Source organism: Streptomyces sp. NPDC053367, assembly GCF_044545925.1.
Taxonomy (GTDB): domain Bacteria; phylum Actinomycetota; class Actinomycetes; order Streptomycetales; family Streptomycetaceae; genus Streptomyces.
Map to the genome: position 1 here is coordinate 81,727 of NZ_JBITYN010000004.1, position 17,872 is coordinate 99,598.

Below are 17,872 nucleotides of genomic sequence, written 5' to 3' on the forward strand. Positions count from 1 at the left end.
CAGCGGGCCCCTGAGCAGCGGGCCTCGGAGCAACGGGCCCCTGAGCAACGGGCCTCCGAGCAAGGGGCCTCCGAGCAGCGGGCCCCCGGCCAGGACTCCTTCGAGCTGGTCTCCTTCGGGCTCGTGGCCGAGAGTGGGGAAGGGGCCGTCTTCGACGAACCCCCTTACCGCACGCGGCGGTTGCGCCGGACGCCCGGACGGCATCCCGTCATGGTGCAGGAGGCCGTGGGGCGCGAGGCGCAGGAGCGAATGCGGCGGCACTTCGAACTGTCCGGGGTCCTGGCCGGCTTCCACGGTGCGCGGCTGCCCCGTCAGCTGGTGCAGGTCCTCGCCTACGACGACAGCTCCCCGCCGCACCGGCTGCTCATCGACCGCCGCGGCACCCGCCTCGCCGACCTCGGCTCCCCGGACCCGCTGCACGGACCCGGGCTGCGCCGGGTGGTGCAGGACCTGTTCGAGGCGGTGGCCGCCGTGCACGGGCCGCGCCTGGTGCACGGCCGGATCGGCCCCGAGCACCTGTGGTGGGACGCGGCCGACGGACTGCAGCTGTCCGGCCTGGACGGCGCCGTGCGCGCGGGTGAGCCGCTGCCCGACCGGCCCCTCACGCCCTGGGACCCGCCCGGGTTCCGGCCCGGACTGCCCGCGGGCGCCGAGCAGGACGTGCAGAGCGCGGCCCTGGTCGCCTTCTGGATCGCCACCGGCGAGACCGTCCCGCGCGGCGCCTCCCGCGAGCATCTGCACGCCCTGCTGGACCAGGGGCACGAGGACTGGCTGCGTGAGCTGGTGCGGGGCGCGTTCCCGCTCGGCCACGGGAGGTACGCGCCCGCCCGTGAACTGGCCCGGCGCCTGGCCGCGGACGGTGGGCCCGCCGGGCTGTTCGAGCGGCCGTTCGCCGAGCAGGCGCGCCGCCGGGAGGAGGCCGCCCGCGCCGAGTTCCGCGCCCTGCGCGCCCGCCGGCTGCGGGCCGGAGGGGGCCGGGCCGCCACCGCCGTACGTAGTGCTGGGGGCGCCGAGGCCCCGCCGGACTGGTGGCGGCGGCTGCGGCTGCGGCGGCACCGGGAGCCCGACCCCGGTGCCGTCCGCGGACTCGTCGTCGAGTGCCCGATGTGCCTGCGGGACCTTGCGTGGGACACCGCCGAGCGGGTCGTCCTCGACGAGGCCCGCGGCATGGTGCCCGAGCGGGAGCGCACCCCGGCGGGTGACGAGGCCCGCAACGCCCAGCTCGCCCGCACCTACGTCGTCTGCCCCGGCAACGACGACGTGCCGCAGCACGAGATCCCGTACCGCTACCCGTCGTTCGGCACCGAACCGGTCCGCGTCGGCCTCGTCGGCGCCTCCACGACCGGCAAGTCCCATCTCCTCGCCGCGATGATCGACCAGGCCCGCAAGCCCACCGTCATGGCCAGGTTCGGCCTGCGGGCCGAGGCACTGGACCCGCTGCACTACCACCGCTACCTCACCGAGACCGTCACCCCGTTCATCGACGGCCGCCAGGAACTGCGCGCCACCGTGGACCGGCCCGATCCGCGCTACTCCACCGGCATGGTCGTCACCGACGAGCACACCGGCCGCTCGCACAGCGTGATCTTCTTCGACGTGGCCGGCGGCCGGCTGGAGCGCACCGGCCGTGACATGGACTTCCTCAACCGGCTCAACGCCCTGCTGTGCGTGGTCGACCCGACCCGCGTGCCCGGTCTCACCGGACAGCGCTCCGCCGCCGGCCGCGACCCCGCCTTCGAGCACGTACGCCAGCGGCTGCGCCAGCAACTCGCCGACCCCGCAGTGCCGTTCCTGCCCGTGCCGTGCGCGCTCGTCGTCACCAAGTCCGACCTGCTGCGCTTCCGCGGCTACCGGGAGATCGACGGCTGGCTGCACGAGCAGCCGGACGCCGAGGGGGATCTGACCACCGTCGAGCGGGAGAGCGAGGACGTGCACGCCTTCCTCCAGGCGCGCGGCGGCGCCGACTGGCTCCAACTGCCCGGCGAGTGCCGCTGGTCCACCCTCCACCTGGCCTCCGCCACCGGCACGCCGCCGCGCGAACAGCCCAGCGGGCCGCGGCTGTTCGACGAGAAGGCGTTCCGCCAGCAGCGCGTCCTGCGGCCGCTGCTCGCCCTGTTCGCGATGCGCGGCGTCATGACCGGTCCGGCCGCCGACGCCGTCCTCGGCACGGGGGAGCACACCGCATGATCCGTGCCGCGCGCGCCGACCTCACCGTCTACCGCTGGTCCGAGCGCTCCCTCATCGGCCGCGGTGACGTCGGCCCCGTCACCACCTCCCTGGAGCGGGAGGCGCTGCTGCGCTGGAACAACCGCATCGAGCACCTGGTGTGGGCGGCCCAGGACGACACCGCCGACCCGGCCGACGCCTCGGCCCCCGGCTTCGTCTACCTGCGCTACGGCCACGAGGCCGCCCTGCTGCGCAAGGTGCCCGCCCGCGACCCGCACGGCCGCTCGGGGTCCACCCTCACACACGTCCTCACCGGCCCCGCCGACAGCATGGACCTGCACCTCGCGCTCGCCGCCTGCCGCAGCGACTGGGACGACTGGCTCCCGCCCCGGGCCCGCCAGGGCGCCCTCCTCGACGACCGCGGCCCGCGCGGCCCCGAGGACGAACTGCTGCCCCGTGTCCCGCTGGACCGGGTGCGCGCCCTGCTGCTGCACCGCGAGAACCTCCTCCAGGACCTCGACACCGCCGCCCTCGCCGTGCCCGAGGGACTGCTGACCCGGCTCGCCGAGGCCCTCATGGAACGCCCCGGCGCCCCGCTCACCGTGGTCGGCTCACCCGTACCGGGCGAGGTCGTGGTGCACGCCCTGGCCGAACTGCTCGGCCAGGTCGTCGCCGGGGACTGGACGTTCGCCACCCGGGAGGAGTCCGACGCGGCCCGTGAACTCCCGCAGCTCGTGTTCGTACGACCGGACGCGACGGCCGGACTGCAGGGGAGCCGGCGCCGGATCGACGCCACCGCCCCCGACGGCACCGACGGGCCCGCCGGTCCGATGCGGGCCCAGGCGGCCCTCCTCGTGCGGCTGCACCGCCGCCGCGGCCGGGACGCCCTGGGCCGGCTGCGGCCCTCGCTGCCGCTGACCTCCACCGAGCAGGTCCAGCACTGGCTCGAACAGCACAGCGTCGCCCCCGGCCTGCTCAGCGACCTCACCAGCCTGCTCGAGGCCGCCCCGCACGGCGACCTGTCGCCGACCGAGGCCGCCTATCTGCACAGCCGTGCCGCACTGCCCCGCGTACGGCTGGAACTGTCCCGCCTGCGCGACGGCCACCTGGCCGCCCTGCTGCACTCCTGGGCCGCGCGCACGCCCGCACTCGCGCCCTATCCGCAGGTGCGCGAGGAGATACTGCTCGCCGCCGTGCAGCGCTGCTTCGACGCGGCCGCCGCGCACGGGACCGGCAGCGAACTGGAGGACGTCCTGCGCGCCGCCCCGCCCGACGCGGGCCTGGTGCGCGGAGTGCTCGACGAACGGATGGAGCTGGCCGCCCGCCGGGCCGAGGCCTTCGACGTGGTGCCCCTGCTGTCCTGCGCCGCCCGCATCGGCCTGTCCTCGGCAGGTCTCGACGACTTGACGGAGGTTCTCGTGGGCCGGTTCACCACCAGCGAGCTGATCCGCGAGATCGACCGCATCAGCCGCGCCGAACCGGAACGGGCCCGCGCCCTGCTGGAACGCTGCGCCGAACACGGCCCCGCCCGCGGCCGCCGCGACGCGTACGACATGCTGCGCCGCACCGAGTTCCTCGCGGACGCCGTGGACCGCATGGCCCCGCGGAACCCCGCGCGGGCCGTCCAGCTGTACCGCCTGCTGCTGCGCTGGACCATCGGCTCCCGCCTGCTCGGCCCGCGCGCGGTGACGGCCGTCCTGGAGGCGGCGGGCCCGCGCCCGTCGCCCGCGCTGCTGTGGACGCTGCTGGACACCTGCCGGCGCGGCCGAGCCCGCCGGGCCGTCCTCGCCGCCGTCGTCGACCAGTACTTCCGCCTCCAGCTGCCCCACCCCGCCGCCCGGCGCGGGCCCCATCCGCTCGACGCCCGTGACTGAGGGAGAACCAGTGGCAGGCAAGACCAACGGCAAGCCCGCCTCACCACCGGCGCCCGAGACCTCCCACGCCCTGGCCGCCGCCGCCGACGCGCTGGCCGCCGACGCCCGGAGGCTGCCCGCCGAAAGCCCCGGCCGCTCGGTGCTGACCTGGATGGCCGCCGACGCCAGGTCCGGCGGACGCGCGCTGACCGGGGTCGACCTGCTGCGTGCCTATCCGCCCGAGGTGCTCGTGCCGGACGCGCAGCCGCGCGACGGCCGGCTCACCGCCTGGCTGTCCGCCGGGCGTGACGTCGCCGTGTTCCTGCCGATCGCGGTGACCTGGTTCTCGCTGTGGACCGCGTTCGACGACTTCGAGGACGCCCCGGCCGGCACCACGTTCCTCGAACTGTGGGCCTCCGGCTTCGGCGGCACGGCCGTGCTGATCGTGGTGCTGCTCATCACCGCCGTCATCGGCGCGACCCTGTGGCTGCAGCGCCTCGAATGGGCCGCCGGGCAGGAGGCGTCCCGCGAGGGCCTGCGGCAGCAGGTCGCCGGCCATCTCGCCGTCCTCACCATGGAGTTGTCCAAGCAGGCGGTTCTGGAGGTGGCGAACGTGCCCGCCCGGCAACTCGTCGGCGTGGCCCGCGACATCACCACCAGTACCGCCAGGCTCTCCCGCACCATGCAGAGCAGCACGGACCGCATGGCGAAGATCTTCGAGCCGGGCCCCGAAGGGAGGTTCGTCACCGCGCTGGACGCGTGGTCCCACTCGGCCCGGGAGTTGAGCGAGATGGGCCGTTCCCTCACGGTCCCGCACCAGCTCCTGCGCGACTTCGCCGCGATGCGCGAGGAACTGCGCGCCGACGAGCACGCCACCCGCGAGACACTGACCCGCCTGCTCGCCGAACTGCGCTCCGCCGCGGGCAGTTCCCAGGAGGCCAACCGGGTCCACGCGACCGTGGCCGACGAGGTCTCGGAGACCACGCGGCGGGTCGGGGAGGCGATGCTGCTGTTCGTCGACACCAGTCAGCGGCTGTACTCGTACATGGACGCGCTGGAGCGGGTGCTGGCGGTGCTGGAGACGGGTCGGGGACCCACGGCGCCCTACTCGGCGGCGATGACGAACTCGGACGGCGAGGCCGGGTACGGGGGGTCCGCCGGAGCGGAGTGGTCCGGCGGGGCCGGGTGGTCCGGTGGGGCCACCGGATCCGGGCCTGGTGGCTCCGGCGGGCCCGGTGACTCCGGCGGGCCCGGTGGCCCGGCCAACGGCCAGGGCCGGCCAGGGGGGTTCGGGGAGCCCCGGACCCCGGGTGCGCCCGGCCCGGGCGTCCCGCCCGCGGGCGGCAACGGCGCGGCCCCGCCCGCGCCGCGGCGGCCCGGTGACGAGTGGTACGGGGAGGAGCGCACGTGAGCCCGCCCCGCCAGGGCACCGTCCCCGGTGTCCCGCCCCGGCATCTCGCGGGCTGGCTCTTCGCCGACCTGTTCCTCGTGCTGTTCCTGGTGGTCGTGGGCATGGCCGCCGCGGACGGCCCGGACGCCGGCACCACCGCGGGCGCGTCGCCGTCGCCGTCCGGCTCGGCCTCCGCCTCGGAGTCCCCGCCCCGGTCCCCGGCTCCCGCGCCCTCGCGGACCCGGAAGGGCCCGGTGGGCCTGGACCCCCGCAGGCACACCTTCGCCGTGACGCTGAGCGACGGAGCCACGCGCCGCTCCGCCGGCGGCGGCACGCTGAACGCCGCGGACCGCGGGAGGATCGTGGCCGCGCTCGACAGGGAGATGCGGCACAGCGCCGACGGCCGCCGCATCGGCATGGTCATCACCTTCGGACTGGCCCCGCAGGACATGCTCGGCGCCGCGACGGACCTCGCCGAGGACGTGAACCGCGCCCTGAGGTCCGGCCGCCCGCGGGCCTTCTGCGGCGGGCAGGTGGGCACGCGCGCGTTCTGGTTCGGGGGTTCGGCGGACCGGGTGGAGGTAGAGCTGTACTACATCAACTCCTGTGCGAGCAGAGGAGGAGCGGGATGAGCGCGGACGACGAGGGTGCGCCGGAATTCGGCGCCGTGCGCATCAACGACCGGGGCGAGGCGGAGTTCTACGACGGCGCCGCCTGGAAGAGGTACGCCGATGTCGCCGTCCCCGACTGGGACGAGCTGCCCGTGGTCCGGGAGTCACCGGTGATCCGTCCCCACGCGGAGGACGGCCCCGCCGGACAGGACCCCGCCGACGGCCGGGAGCGAGGGTGACCACCCCATCGGACCCCCGGCCGCAGCTCCCCGCCGACGCCTCCCCCCTGGTGTCCGCCGCCCAGCTCGCGGTCACCGACATGCGGACGACCGCCCGCTGGACCATCGCCTCCTTCGCCGCGGTCGGCGGAGTGATGCTCGGCGGCCTGCCCCTCGCGGGCATCGGCAAGGTACGGGGCGGCGGCGACCTGGCGCTGGCGACGGCGGGTCTGGCCCTGGCCGTGCTCGGGGTGGCGTGGGCGATCTGGCACACCGGCGAGGCCCTCACCCCCCGTCTGACGACCCTGCGCGTCCTCACGGACCCGACCCCGCGCGAGCAGCGGGAGCTGCGCGACCTGCACGACGAACTGGCCGCATGCCCGCGGGCGTTCTACGGCCCCTTCGGTACGACGCCGGCCGAGCTGGACGCCGCCTGCCGGCTGCACGGCAGGGTCGCCGCCAACCTGGAGTCGCTCCTCGTCCACGAGACAGACCCCCGCCGCCGCGCCGAGGCGTCCCACGGCCTCACGCTGGCCCGCGCCAGCACCGACCAGGCCCTGCGCCGCCGCCGCGACCTCCTCGAACTCGCGCACGCCTGGCAGGTCCGCGCCGCGCTGCGCCGAGCCCGCCTGCACACCGTGCTGGGCGCGTTCGGGGTGGTCGCGGGCGCGGTGGTGTTCCTGCTGGCGGCAGGGCGCTGAGAACGGATCGGGACAGGGCGGAATCCTTTGGGGCCGGCCGTGCCTCTCATAGGTGTGCGGACGAACGCGTCCGCCTCGCACCCACCGGGAGGACCCCATGACCACAGTCGTCATCGTCGTGGCGGCAGCCGCGCTGCTGCTCTGCGTGTGCACGGTCACGCTGCGCCGCAGGAGGCGGCAGCGTGGCTGACCGCACCTGGCCCGGCGGCACCCTGGTCACCGCGGCGCAACGCGGCGACGTGGAGGCGCTCAGCGCGCTGGTGTACGGCTCCTATCCGCACGTGCACCGGTTCGCGCACTCGCTGTGCGCCACCCCCCAGGACGCCGAGGACGCCGCGCAGGAAGCGCTGATCATCCTCTACCGCAAGATCGGCATGCTGCGGGCCTCCGGGGCGCTGGCCTCGTGGATGTTCCGCATCGTCCGCAACGAGTGCCTGCGCCGCACCCGCTCCCTGGTCCACCGCGGCCCGGCCGCCGAGCCGGCCCGGCCCGGCGCCACGCGTTCCGCCGAGGAGGACGTACTGCTGCGGCTGGAGGCCGAACGTGTCGCGGCCGCCGTCGCCGCGCTGCCCGAGGACCAGCGCCAGGTGCTGGTCATGCGGGACATCCAGGGCCTGCCCGGCCGCACCGTGGCCGACCGGCTCGGGCTGAGCACCGCCGCGATGAAGTCCCGCCTGCACCGGGCCCGTTCGGCGGTCCGTGCGGCCCTGGACGACGTACCGGCCGGAACGAAGGGAACCGATGATGACGCCTGACCCGAGCACGGCGGCACCCGCCGCCGAGGCCGGCCGTGGCTTCGCCAGCGCCAGCGTCCCGCGCCATCTGGCCCGCGGAGCGGTCGGTTTCGGCGCGCTCGTGGCCTCGCTGGCCCTGCTGCCGGTCGTGGGCCCGGCGAGCCTGCTGCTCGCCCCGGTCGGCCTGGTCGCGCTGCGCGGCTGCCCGATGTGCTGGGCGATCGGCCTCATGGAGACCGTCTCGGCCGGGAGGCTGCGCCGGTCCTGCGCGAACGGGAGGTGCGAGCTGACCCGCGCCGGGCCCTCCTGACGGCAGGGCCCCGGCCCTCTAGGGCCTGTCCGACAGGCCCTGGCGCAGCCGGGGGATCTCGATCGCCGGGCAGCGGTCCATCACCATGTCGAGGCCGGCCGCGCGGGTGCGCTCGTACGCGGCCTCGTCGATGACGTCGAGCTGGAACCAGACGGCCTTCGCACCCTTGGCCACGGCCTGGTCGGCGATGTCCCCGGCGAGGTCGCTGTTGACGAACACGTCGACGACGTCCACGTCGAAGGGGATGTCCTCGAGCGAGGCGTACCCCTGCTCCCCGTGCACGGTCTCCGCCTTCGGGTGGACCGGCACGATCCGCTTGCCGAACCGCTGCAGGACCGCGGCGACGCCGTACGCGGCCCGGCCCCGGTTGGAGGACAGGCCGACCAGGGCCCAGGTGTCACCGTCCTCGGTGAGGATCTTGCGGACCGTCTCTGCGTCGCCGTACACCATGGCCTCCCTGGGCCTCGTCGTCGTACCGGGGGCGCTGCCGCCCACGGTGGCGGCAACAGAGGCGGGGCCCCCGAGATTCCCCGCCCGTGCCGCGGTCGGTGCCCCCGTGTCCCCGCCGCCGGCTCTCCGTGCGGGGGAGGGCGACCGGGCGGCGCCGTGACCGGAATGCGTACGACATGTCTGCGCCGCCCCGTCCCTCCGCCTACGCTCGCCTCGTGCTGCGCATCATCGACGCCCGTACCGGCGAGCCCGTGGAGGCCGCCCCCGTCCGCCGGGGCCTGACACGGGTCGAGGCCCGTGCGTCCGGGCCCGGCCTCACGGCACTGCGTGTGCTGCTGGTCGCCGACCTGCTGGTGCGCGCGCTGGAGCTGGGCGGCACACCGGTGTGGGCGGTGCTGAGCGGCGTACCGGAGGCGGTGGAGCTGCGGGCGGCGGCCGCGGCTCTGGGCGTACGGCCCTTCGAGGACGGCCGGGACGTGGGCACGGGCCTCGGCGAGGCGCAGGTCCTCCACGTGGTGGCGGACGGGGCCGGCGGCCCGGCTCCGCAGGGGGTGCTCATCGGTGTGGCCGCCGCCGACGGCACGTCGCCCGGCCTGGCACTTTCGGATCCCGACCGCACCGACGCCCCCGACCCCGCCGTCCTGCGCCTCGCTCTTCTCGCCCGGCCCCGCAGCGAGCCCCTGCGGCTGGACTCCGCCCTGCTGGACCGGGCGGAGGACACCCTGGGGCGCTGGCGGAGGTCCGTCGCCGCCTGGGCGCGCGAGCCCTCGCGGCCGATTCCCGCCGATGTGCGGGCGGGGCTGCGGGAGGCGTGGGAGGACGACCTGGACGTGCCCGGGGTGCTGCGGGTGCTGGAGCGGGTGGAGGCGGCCGGGCCCGAGGTGCCGGAAGGGGCGCGCTTCGAGACGTACGCGTACGCGGACCGGCTGCTCGGGCTGGAGCTCACCCGCGACCTGGGCAGAGAGGCATGAACCCCCGCGCGGGCGCGGGCCCGCTGCGCCGGCTGGTCGTCCTGCGGCACGCGAAGTCCGCGTGGCCGGAGGGGGTGGCCGACCACGGGCGTCCGCTCGGGCCGCGCGGCCGCCGGGACGCGCCCGTCGCGGGCCGGGTGCTCGCGGAGCGGGACTGGCTGCCGGACCTCGCCGTGTGCTCCACCGCCGCACGCGCGCGTGCGACGTGGGAACTGGCCTCGGCCGAGTGGGGCACGCCGCCGCGGGTGCGTTTCGACCGCCGGGTGTACGCGGCCGACGCGGCGGACCTGCTGGCCGTGGCGCGCGAGACCCCGCCCGAGGTCGGCACGCTGCTGCTGATCGGCCACAACCCCGGCCTGGAGGAGCTGGTCCTCACCCTGGCCGGCAGTGACATGGACGGCGCCCTGGACGCGGTCCACGAGAAGTTCCCGACCTCGGCGATCGCCGTCCTGACCTGGTACGGCCACACCTGGCAGGCACTGGCGCCGGGCTGCGCCCTGCTGACGGCCATGGTCGTCCCGCGCGGGAGGAAACCCTAGGGGCGGCCGGGGCGGGGCAGCGCATAGGGTGGCCGGATGCAGGACGAGTACCGCACAGTCGCCCACGCGGGCGTGCACGAGATCGAGATCAACCGCTCCCGGTTCCTGTGCGCGCTCGCCCCCGCCGCCACCGAGCGGGAGGCGCAGGACTTCGTCGCGGCCGTCCGCAAGGAGCACGCCGACGCCACCCACAACTGCTGGGCGTACGTCATCGGCGCCGACGCCTCCGTGCAGAAGGCCAGCGACGACGGGGAACCGGGCGGCACCGCGGGTGTCCCCATGCTGCAGATGCTGCTGCGCCGCGACATGCGGTACGTGGTCGCCGTCGTCACCCGCTACTACGGCGGGGTCAAGCTGGGTGCGGGCGGCCTGATCCGCGCGTACGGCGGGGCCGTCGGCGAGGCCATCGACACCCTCGGCACGATCACCCGCCGTCGCTTCCGCCTCGCCACGGTCACCGTCGACCACCAGCGCGCCGGCAAGATCCAGAACGATCTGCGCGCCACCGGCCGCGAGGTCCGCGACGTGCGCTGGGCCGAGCAGGTCACGATCGACATCGGCCTCCCCGACGCCGATGTCGACGCCTTCCGCGCCTGGCTCGCCGACGCGACGGCCGGCACCGCGGGGTTCGAGCTGGGCGGCGAGGCGTACGGGGACGCCTAGGCGCGCCAATTGGGGCGAATCGGGCATAACTTCCGTCTGTGAGATCGGTCATGACGGGCGGTACGGGAGTAACCGCCCGTGATGTCAGACCCGGCCGTTAGTCTCGGGGATCATGAGGCTCCTGCACACTTCCGACTGGCATCTCGGCCGGGCGTTCCACCGGGTGAGCATGCTCGGCGCCCAGTCCGAGTTCATCGGCCACCTCGTCGCGACCGCGCGTGAGCGCGAGGTCGACGCCGTGGTCGTGGCGGGAGACGTGTACGACCGCGCGGTGCCTCCGCTGGCCGCCGTCGAGCTGTTCGACGACGCCCTGCACCGGCTCGCCGACCTCGGCGTCCCCACGGTGATGATCTCCGGGAACCACGACTCCGCGCGGCGCCTCGGCGTGGGCGCCGGGCTGATCGGGCGGGCCGGAATCCATCTGCGGACCGACCCGGCGGCGTGCGGGACACCGGTGGTGCTGCGCGACACCTTCGGGGACGTCGCCCTCTACGGACTGCCCTATCTCGAACCGGCCCTGGTCAAGGACGAGTTCGCCGTGGACGGGCCGGGCCACGAGGCGGTGCTCGCGGCGGCCATGGACCGGGTCCGCGCCGACCTCGCCACCCGCGCGCACGGCACCCGGTCCGTCGTCCTCGCGCACGCCTTCGTCACCGGGGGCGAGGCCAGCGACAGCGAGCGCGACATCGCCGTCGGCGGCGTCGCCGCCGTCCCGGCCGGAGTCTTCGACGGCGTCGACTACGTGGCCCTCGGGCATCTGCACGGCTGCCAGACCATCACCGAGCGCGTGCGCTACTCCGGCTCCCCGCTGCCGTACTCCTTCTCCGAGGCCGGCCACCGCAAGAGCATGTGGATCGTCGACCTGGACGGGCACGGACAGGTCAGCGCCGAGCGCGTCGACTGCCCCGTGCCGCGTGCGCTGGCCCGGCTGCGCGGCACCCTGGAGGAACTGCTCGCCGACCCCGCCCTGGACCGGCACGAGCAGTCCTGGATCGAGGCCACCCTCACCGACGCGGTACGCCCCGCCGAGCCCATGGCCCGGCTCACCGAGCGCTTCCCCCACACCCTCAGCCTGGTGTTCGAACCCGAGCGCACCGCCGACGACCCCGACGTGTCGTACGCCAGGCGCCTGGCCGGACGCGGCGACGAGCAGATCGCCGAGGACTTCGTCGCCCATGTGCGCGGCACCGGGCCCGACGAGCGGGAGCGGGCCGTGCTGCGGGACGCCTTCGACGCCGTGCGCGTGGACGCGAGCGTGCGGGAGGTGGCCCGATGAGGCTGCACCGGCTCGATCTGACCGCCTTCGGCCCCTTCGGAGCCTCCCACACCGTCGACTTCGACGCCCTGTCCGCGGCCGGCCTGTTCCTGCTGCACGGACCGACCGGCGCGGGCAAGACCTCCGTCCTGGACGCCGTCTGCTACGCCCTGTACGGCTCGGTGCCCGGCGCCCGCCTCGGCACCAACCTGCGCAGCGACCACGCCGCCCCGGGCACGCGCACGTCGGTGACGCTCGAACTCACCGTCGCGGGACGCCGGTTGGAGATCACCCGGCAGCCGCCCTGGGAGCGCCCCAAGAAGCGCGGCACCGGGACGACGCTCGACAAGGCCCAGACCTGGCTGCGGGAGTACAAGGGCGGCGCCTGGAAGGACCTCAGCCGCTCCCACCAGGAGGTCGGCGAGGAGATCACCCAGCTGCTCGGCATGAGCAGGGAGCAGTTCTGCCAGGTCGTGCTGCTGCCGCAGGGCGACTTCGCGCGGTTCCTGCGGGCCGACGCCGAGGCCCGGGGCAAGCTGCTCGGCCGGCTCTTCGACACCCAGCGCTTCGCCGACGTGGAGAAGCGCCTCGCCGAGCGCCGCCGGACCACCCAGACAGGCGTCCACGAGGGCGACGCCGCCCTGCTCGCGGACGCGCACCGCATGCAGCAGGCCGCTGGCGACGCCATGGAGCTGCCGGAGCTGGCCCCGGGCGACCCCGGCCTCGCCGAGGCCGTGCTGAGCGCGGCGGCCGTCGCCCGCAGCACCGCCCGCGAGCAGCTGACCGTCGCCCGCTGCGGACTGGCCGCAGCCGAGTCCGCGCAGGCCGCCGCCGACCGCGCCCTGACCGACGTACGGGAAACCGCGCGGCTCCAGCGGCGCTTCACCGAGGCGCGGGAGCGGGCGCGGCTGCTCCAGGAGCGGTCGGACACCCACCGGGCGGCGCTGGAACGCATGGAGCGGGGCCGCAAGGCGGAGGCGGTCGCGCCCGCGCTGGAGCTGCGGGAGTCCGCCGAGGCCGAGCACCGGCGGGCGGCCGCCGCCGAGGCACACGCGCGTGCGCTGCTGCCCGACACCTTCGCCGACGCGGGCGCCGCAGGACTGGCCGCCGCCGCGCGCCGGGCCGCCGAGGAACTGGGCGGCCTGGACTCCGCCCGGCGTGCCGAACAGCGCCTGGCCGACCTCCTCGCCGAGCGCGCGGGGCTCGACCGTCAGGAGCGCGCCGACGAGGACGTCCTCGCCGAGGCCGACGCCTGGCTCGCCGAATGGGACACCAGCCGCGCCGCCCTCCAGGCCCGCATCGACGCCGCCCAGGAGGCGGCCACCCGCGCGGAGCAGCTCGCCGTGCAGCGCGAACCCGCCCGGCGGCGGCTGGAGGCGGCCGAGCGGCGCGACCGGCTAGCCACCGAGGCCGAGGCCGCACGGCAGCAGGCCCTCGCCTCCGCGGAGCGCGCGGTCCGGGCCCGTACGCACTGGCTCGACCTGAAGGAGCAGCGGCTCACCGGCATCGCCGCCGAACTCGCCGCGGGCCTCCACGACGGCGCACCCTGCGCCGTCTGCGGCGCCACCGAGCACCCCGCGCCCGCCCGCAGGGTCGCCGGGCACGTCGACCGCGAGACCGAGGAGCGCGCGCTGGCCGATTCCCAGCAGGCCGAGGAGACCCGCGCGCGGGACGAGCGCCGGCTCGGTGGACTCCGCGAGGAACTGGCCGCCGCCACCGCCGAGGCGGGCGACACCCCCACCGCCCGGCTCGCCGAGGAGGCCGAGGAGCTGGAGCGGCGCTACGCGCAGGCGCGCGGTGAGGCCTCCGGGCTGCATCCCGCGCACGAGGAGCTGCGCCGGGCCGAGGCGGAGCACCGGCGGCGCACCGACGCCCGCCAGGAGGCCGCGCTGCGGTCGGCCTCCCGCGCGGCCCGCCGCGACGCCCTCGACCGGGAACGGACCGCGCTGGAAGGCGAGTTGACCGAGGCGCGGGGCACCCTGGACAGCGTCGCCGCGCGCGCCGCCCAACTGGAGCGCCGGGCCGCGCTGCTCGACGCCGCCGCGGAGGCCGCCCGCGCCGCCGAGGACGCCGCCCAGCGGCTCAAGGACGCCGACGCCCGGCTCGCCGACGCCGCGTTCCGGGCCGGCTTCGACACCCCGCAGGCCGCCGCGGACGCCCTCCTGGACGACGCCGCCCACCGCGAACTGCAACGCCGCCTCGACGCCTGGCAGACCGAGGAGGCCGCCGTCCGGGCCGTCCTCGCCGAGGCCGACACCGCGGCCGCCGCCCAGCGCCCGCCCGCCGACCTCGCGCGCGCCGAGCAGGCCGCCGCGGAGGCGGCCCGGCGCGTGCGCGAGGCGGCGTCCGTGCGGGACGCCGCCGACCGGCGCTGCGCCGAGCTCGACCGGCTGTCCCGGCACGCGGCCGCCGGAGTGCGCCGACTCGCCCCGCTGCGCGAGGAGTACGACCGGGTGGCGCGGCTGGCCGCCCTCACCGCGGGCACCGCGGCGGACAACGAACGCAAGATGCGCCTGGAGTCCTACGTGCTGGCCGCCCGGCTGGAACAGGTGGCCGCCGCGGCGACCGTGCGCCTGAGACGGATGTCCTCCGGCCGCTACACCCTCGTCCACTCCGACGACCGTTCCGGACGCGGCCGCAGCGGCCTCGGACTGCATGTCGTGGACGCCTGGACCGGCCGCGAGCGGGACACCTCCACCCTGTCGGGCGGCGAGACCTTCTTCGCCTCGCTCGCCCTCGCCCTCGGTCTCGCGGACGTCGTCACCGACGAGACGGGCGGCGTCCGCCTGGACACCCTCTTCATCGACGAGGGCTTCGGCAGCCTCGACGACCAGACCCTGGACGAGGTCCTCGACGTGCTGGACTCACTCCGGGAGCGGGACCGCAGCGTGGGCATCGTCAGCCATGTGCCCGACCTGCGCCGCCGGATCCACGCCCAGCTGGAGGTCGTCAAGGGCAGATCCGGTTCGACGCTGCGGCAGCGAGGTCACTGACCGAGCGGGCGACGGGGGAGCGGGGAGGAGTAGACGACACTGGTCGTCACCGACCCCAGGGCGCCGATCCGGCCCGACACCTCCTCCAGGTGCTTCATCGAACGGGCGGCGACCTTGATCACGAAGCAGTCGTCGCCCGTGACGTGATGCGCCTCCAGGATCTCCGGCGTCACGGAGACCAGGTCGTGGAAGGGCTTGTAGTTGCCGTTCGGGTAGCGCAGCCGGACGAACGCCAGGATCGGCATGCCCAGCCGGTCCGGGTCCACCACCGCCGCGTAGCCCTGGATCACACCCGCCTCCTCCAGCCGGCGCACCCGCTCGGTGACCGCGCTCGCGGACATCTGCACGGCCCGGGCCAGCTCGGCGAAGCTGGCGCGGCCGTCCCGCTGGAGGACGTCGAGGATGCGCCAGTCGGTGGCGTCCGGGGAAAACGCGGTCATCCCCGATGGATAGCAGGGGAATCCCCGGCGCAGCAAGGGCCGGACCGTGGAACGGCCCTTCAGGACGACGATCCACGGCCGTAGATTTCTGGGCAACGGAGCAGTCAGTGACAGCGCGGTCAGTGACGAGCGTCAGTGAACAGCCAGCGAGAAAGGCCCCCGCGATGACCACCACCGCCCCCGCCGTCAACCCCGTCCTGCGCGTCGCCCCCGCCGCCCCGGCCGAGGCCGCCGCCTACTTCCGCGCCAGCCTCGTCTTCCACGCCGACGTGTCCGACGTGGCCGCGGCCCTCGCCGCCGGCGGCGACCCCGGCTTCGTCGTGCTGGACTCCCGCTCCACCGAGAGCTGGGATCAGGGCCATGTGCCCGGTGCCGTCCACCTGCCGACCGCGCTGATCCCCGAGCAGGCCGAGCAGCTCCTCGACAAGTCCGTACCCGTCGTGACCTACTGCTGGGGCCCCGGCTGCAACGGCGCGACCCGTGCGGCGCTGGCCCTGGCCGAACTCGGCTTCCAGGTCAAGGAGATGCTCGGCGGGTTCGAGTACTGGGTGCGGGAGGGCTTCGCCTTCGAGACCTGGGAGGGGCGTGGGCAGCGGGACGCCGACCCGCTGACGGCGCCGGTGGGGGCGGAGGACTGCGGCTGCTAGGCGCTGCCGCTGGGGCGGGGCCGAGCGCCGTAGGGGTTCCGCGAGGGTTCGGCTGACGGTTGTCGTCGGCTGGTCGCGCAGTTCCCCGCGCCCCTGGGGTGCGCCCCTCAGGGAGTCGGCAGAGAGGCGTCGGCAGAGGGGCGTCGGCAGGGGGGGGGCGGCGAGGCTCGCTGCCTCGCCGCCCCCTCCCTGGCCGGCGGGGTTTGTCAGAGCGCCGACAGCTCGTCCACCAGGTCGTCCAGGCCCAGCGAGCCCTGCGACAGGGCCGCCATGTGCCAGGACTTGAGGTCGAAGGCGTCGCCGTGGCGCTTGCGGGCGTTCTCGCGGCCCAGCAGCCACGCGCGCTCGCCGAGCTTGTAGCCGATGGCCTGGCCGGGGATCGTCAGATAGCGGGTCAGCTCGCTCTCCACGAAGTCGGCCGGGCGGCTGCTGTGCGCGCCGAAGAACTCCTGCGCCAGCTCCGGGGTCCAGCGCTCACCCGGGTGGAACGGCGAGTCCGCCGGGATCTCCAGCTCCAGGTGCATGCCGATGTCGACGATCACCCGGGCCGCGCGCATCATCTGCGCGTCCAGGTAGCCGAGCCGCTCCTCGGGGTCGGTGAGGAAGCCGAGTTCGTCCATCAGCCGCTCCGCGTACAGCGCCCAGCCCTCGGCGTTGGCGCTGACCCCGCCGATGGTGGCCTGGTAGCGCGAGAGGTCCTTCGCGACGTACTGCCACTGCGCGAGCTGGAGGTGATGGCCGGGCACGCCCTCGTGGTACCAGGTGGACACCAGGTCGTAGACCGGGAACCGGGTCTGCCCCATCGTCGGCAGCCAGGTGCGGCCCGGGCGGGAGAAGTCCTCCGACGGGGCCGTGTAGTAGGGCGCGGCCGCGCTGCCGGGCGGCGCGATGCAGGACTCCACCTTCCGCACCGGCTCGGCGAGTTCGAAGTGGGTGCCGTCCAGCGCCTCGATCGCCTGGTCCATCAGGCCCTGCAGCCACGTACGGACCTCGTCCACGCCCTCGATGTGCCGGCCGTGCTCGTCGAGGTGCGCGAGCGCCACCCACGGCGTCTCGGCGCCCGGCAGGATCTTCTCGGCCTCCTTCTTCATCTCGCCCAGCAGACGGTGGTACTCCGCCCAGCCGTAGGCGTACGCCTCGTCCAGGTCGAGGTCCGTGCCGTTGAAGTAGCGCGACCAGCGGGCGTAGCGCTCGCGGCCGGCCGTGTTCGGGGCGCCCTCGACCGCGGGGACGTACACCTCCCGCATCCACTCGCGCAGCTCCACCACGGCGGCCGTCGCCCCGCGGGCCGCCTCGTCCAGCTCGGCGCGCAGCGCCTGCGGGCCGGCCGCGGCGAAGTCCTCGAACCAGCCCCGGCCCTCGCCGTCGGTGTCCGCCCACTCGCCGAGCTGCTCCACGAACGTGGCCGTCGGCCGCGGCGCCGCGTACAGCTTGCGCTCCAGGCCCAGCGCCAGCGACTCCCGGTAGCCCGCCAGCGCGGCCGGCACCGCGCGCAGCCGCTCGGCGATCGCCGCCCAGTCCTCGTCGGTGTCGGCGGGCGTGACGGTGAAGACCTCGCGCACCGAGTGGGCGGGCGTGGCCATGTTGCCGACGGCCCGCAGGCCCTCGTCCGCCTCGTGCACCGCCAGTTCGGCGGTCAGCCGCTCCCGCAGCAGCCGCGCGCACCGGCGCTCGATGTCACTGTCCGCGCCGGGCTGCCGCTCGGCCTCGTCGAGCCGAGCGAGCGTCGCCCTCTGCAGTGCGGCGACGGCCTCCTGCCCCGCGGGCGAGAGGTCGGGCAGCCGGCTCGAACTCTCCTTCACACCCAGGTACGTACCGGTGACGGGATCGAGGGCGACGAGGTCGTCGACATAGGCGTCGGCGACCTCACGGGGCAGCGGGCTCTTGGTCTGTGACATGTTGACCATCCTCGTACGGCCGCCCGCCGCACG

The 17,872-nt window shown here is 75.4% G+C and carries 17 protein-coding genes; 14 read left to right on the plus strand and 3 right to left on the minus strand.

Annotated elements, in window-relative coordinates:
* The first annotated feature begins 123 nt into the window (after positions 1-123).
* The 8 genes from ACIGXJ_RS13080 to ACIGXJ_RS13115 all read left to right on the plus strand — a co-directional run bounded on the left by ACIGXJ_RS13080 (position 124) and on the right by ACIGXJ_RS13115 (position 7,983).
* Positions 124-2,187: a hypothetical protein gene (locus tag ACIGXJ_RS13080; protein WP_399643901.1), complete on the plus strand. Its 2,064-nt coding sequence runs from the start codon at positions 124-126 to the stop codon at positions 2,185-2,187.
* On the plus strand, positions 2,184-4,040 hold the full coding sequence (locus tag ACIGXJ_RS13085) for a hypothetical protein (RefSeq protein WP_399643903.1): 1,857 nt from the start codon (positions 2,184-2,186) through the stop codon (positions 4,038-4,040). Before ACIGXJ_RS13080 ends, ACIGXJ_RS13085 begins: the two co-directional genes overlap by 4 nt.
* A gap of 10 nt (positions 4,041-4,050) precedes the next feature.
* The gene (locus ACIGXJ_RS13090) at positions 4,051-5,430 is read left to right on the plus strand and encodes a hypothetical protein (RefSeq protein WP_399643905.1); all 1,380 of its coding nucleotides are present in this window, start codon (positions 4,051-4,053) and stop codon (positions 5,428-5,430) included.
* The gene (locus ACIGXJ_RS13095; protein WP_399643907.1) at positions 5,427-6,041 is read left to right on the plus strand and encodes a hypothetical protein; all 615 of its coding nucleotides are present in this window, start codon (positions 5,427-5,429) and stop codon (positions 6,039-6,041) included. The genes ACIGXJ_RS13090 and ACIGXJ_RS13095 overlap by 4 nt, the downstream gene beginning before the upstream one ends.
* A complete protein-coding gene (locus tag ACIGXJ_RS13100; protein ID WP_399643910.1) occupies positions 6,038-6,259 on the plus strand; it encodes a hypothetical protein in 222 nt (73 codons plus the stop codon). Before ACIGXJ_RS13095 ends, ACIGXJ_RS13100 begins: the two co-directional genes overlap by 4 nt.
* Positions 6,256-6,939 (plus strand): hypothetical protein, encoded by a 684-nt coding sequence (locus tag ACIGXJ_RS13105; RefSeq protein ID WP_399643912.1) that lies wholly within the window; start codon positions 6,256-6,258, stop codon positions 6,937-6,939. The genes ACIGXJ_RS13100 and ACIGXJ_RS13105 overlap by 4 nt, the downstream gene beginning before the upstream one ends.
* A 182-nt stretch (positions 6,940-7,121) precedes the next feature.
* The gene (locus ACIGXJ_RS13110; RefSeq protein ID WP_399643914.1) at positions 7,122-7,694 is read left to right on the plus strand and encodes an RNA polymerase sigma factor; all 573 of its coding nucleotides are present in this window, start codon (positions 7,122-7,124) and stop codon (positions 7,692-7,694) included.
* The gene (locus tag ACIGXJ_RS13115; protein WP_399643916.1) at positions 7,684-7,983 is read left to right on the plus strand and encodes a hypothetical protein; all 300 of its coding nucleotides are present in this window, start codon (positions 7,684-7,686) and stop codon (positions 7,981-7,983) included. The genes ACIGXJ_RS13110 and ACIGXJ_RS13115 overlap by 11 nt, the downstream gene beginning before the upstream one ends.
* A gap of 18 nt (positions 7,984-8,001) precedes the next feature.
* On the opposite strand, the gene ACIGXJ_RS13120 is transcribed toward ACIGXJ_RS13115, so the two are convergent.
* Positions 8,002-8,430: a CoA-binding protein gene (locus tag ACIGXJ_RS13120; protein ID WP_399644835.1), complete on the minus strand. Its 429-nt coding sequence runs from the start codon at positions 8,428-8,430 to the stop codon at positions 8,002-8,004.
* 179 nt (positions 8,431-8,609) lie between these two features.
* Between ACIGXJ_RS13120 and ACIGXJ_RS13125 the strand changes: the two genes are divergently transcribed.
* The 5 genes from ACIGXJ_RS13125 to ACIGXJ_RS13145 all read left to right on the plus strand — a co-directional run bounded on the left by ACIGXJ_RS13125 (position 8,610) and on the right by ACIGXJ_RS13145 (position 14,854).
* Complete coding sequence (locus ACIGXJ_RS13125) at positions 8,610-9,404, plus strand: hypothetical protein (protein ID WP_399643918.1); 795 nt, start codon at positions 8,610-8,612, stop codon at positions 9,402-9,404.
* Positions 9,401-9,943: a SixA phosphatase family protein gene (locus tag ACIGXJ_RS13130; protein ID WP_399643920.1), complete on the plus strand. Its 543-nt coding sequence runs from the start codon at positions 9,401-9,403 to the stop codon at positions 9,941-9,943. Before ACIGXJ_RS13125 ends, ACIGXJ_RS13130 begins: the two co-directional genes overlap by 4 nt.
* A 36-nt stretch (positions 9,944-9,979) precedes the next feature.
* A complete protein-coding gene (locus ACIGXJ_RS13135) occupies positions 9,980-10,606 on the plus strand; it encodes a YigZ family protein (protein ID WP_399643923.1) in 627 nt (208 codons plus the stop codon).
* 112 nt (positions 10,607-10,718) lie between these two features.
* The gene (locus ACIGXJ_RS13140) at positions 10,719-11,882 is read left to right on the plus strand and encodes an exonuclease SbcCD subunit D (protein WP_399643925.1); all 1,164 of its coding nucleotides are present in this window, start codon (positions 10,719-10,721) and stop codon (positions 11,880-11,882) included.
* Positions 11,879-14,854 (plus strand): AAA family ATPase, encoded by a 2,976-nt coding sequence (locus ACIGXJ_RS13145; RefSeq protein WP_399643927.1) that lies wholly within the window; start codon positions 11,879-11,881, stop codon positions 14,852-14,854. Before ACIGXJ_RS13140 ends, ACIGXJ_RS13145 begins: the two co-directional genes overlap by 4 nt.
* Here ACIGXJ_RS13145 and ACIGXJ_RS13150 read toward each other — a convergent pair.
* Entirely contained in the window at positions 14,848-15,294 is a 447-nt protein-coding gene (locus ACIGXJ_RS13150) for an Lrp/AsnC family transcriptional regulator (protein ID WP_399643930.1), read from the minus strand. The genes ACIGXJ_RS13145 and ACIGXJ_RS13150 overlap by 7 nt on opposite strands.
* 164 nt (positions 15,295-15,458) lie before the next feature.
* Here ACIGXJ_RS13150 and ACIGXJ_RS13155 point away from each other — a divergent pair, with 164 nt between their 5' ends.
* Complete coding sequence (locus tag ACIGXJ_RS13155) at positions 15,459-15,941, plus strand: rhodanese-like domain-containing protein (protein ID WP_399643933.1); 483 nt, start codon at positions 15,459-15,461, stop codon at positions 15,939-15,941.
* A 206-nt stretch (positions 15,942-16,147) separates the two neighbouring features.
* Here ACIGXJ_RS13155 and ACIGXJ_RS13160 read toward each other — a convergent pair whose 3' ends face one another.
* A complete protein-coding gene (locus ACIGXJ_RS13160; protein WP_399643936.1) occupies positions 16,148-17,839 on the minus strand; it encodes a DUF885 domain-containing protein in 1,692 nt (563 codons plus the stop codon).
* Between the last annotated feature and the right edge of the window lie 33 nt (positions 17,840-17,872).

What these genes read in the sequence shown, in the direction of transcription:
- ACIGXJ_RS13115 (WP_399643916.1), top strand. Translation starts at nt 7,684, where the DNA reads ATGACGCCTGACCCGAGCACGGCGGCACCCGCCGCCGAGGCCGGCCGT.
- ACIGXJ_RS13140 (WP_399643925.1), top strand. Translation starts at nt 10,719, where the DNA reads ATGAGGCTCCTGCACACTTCCGACTGGCATCTCGGCCGGGCGTTCCAC.
- ACIGXJ_RS13130 (WP_399643920.1), top strand. Translation starts at nt 9,401, where the DNA reads ATGAACCCCCGCGCGGGCGCGGGCCCGCTGCGCCGGCTGGTCGTCCTG.
- ACIGXJ_RS13125 (WP_399643918.1), top strand. Translation starts at nt 8,610, where the DNA reads ATGTCTGCGCCGCCCCGTCCCTCCGCCTACGCTCGCCTCGTGCTGCGC.
- ACIGXJ_RS13135 (WP_399643923.1), top strand. Translation starts at nt 9,980, where the DNA reads ATGCAGGACGAGTACCGCACAGTCGCCCACGCGGGCGTGCACGAGATC.
- ACIGXJ_RS13145 (WP_399643927.1), top strand. Translation starts at nt 11,879, where the DNA reads ATGAGGCTGCACCGGCTCGATCTGACCGCCTTCGGCCCCTTCGGAGCC.
- ACIGXJ_RS13150 (WP_399643930.1), bottom strand. Translation starts at nt 15,294, where the DNA reads ATGACCGCGTTTTCCCCGGACGCCACCGACTGGCGCATCCTCGACGTC.
- ACIGXJ_RS13085 (WP_399643903.1), top strand. Translation starts at nt 2,184, where the DNA reads ATGATCCGTGCCGCGCGCGCCGACCTCACCGTCTACCGCTGGTCCGAG.
- ACIGXJ_RS13155 (WP_399643933.1), top strand. Translation starts at nt 15,459, where the DNA reads ATGACCACCACCGCCCCCGCCGTCAACCCCGTCCTGCGCGTCGCCCCC.
- ACIGXJ_RS13160 (WP_399643936.1), bottom strand. Translation starts at nt 17,839, where the DNA reads ATGTCACAGACCAAGAGCCCGCTGCCCCGTGAGGTCGCCGACGCCTAT.
- ACIGXJ_RS13100 (WP_399643910.1), top strand. Translation starts at nt 6,038, where the DNA reads ATGAGCGCGGACGACGAGGGTGCGCCGGAATTCGGCGCCGTGCGCATC.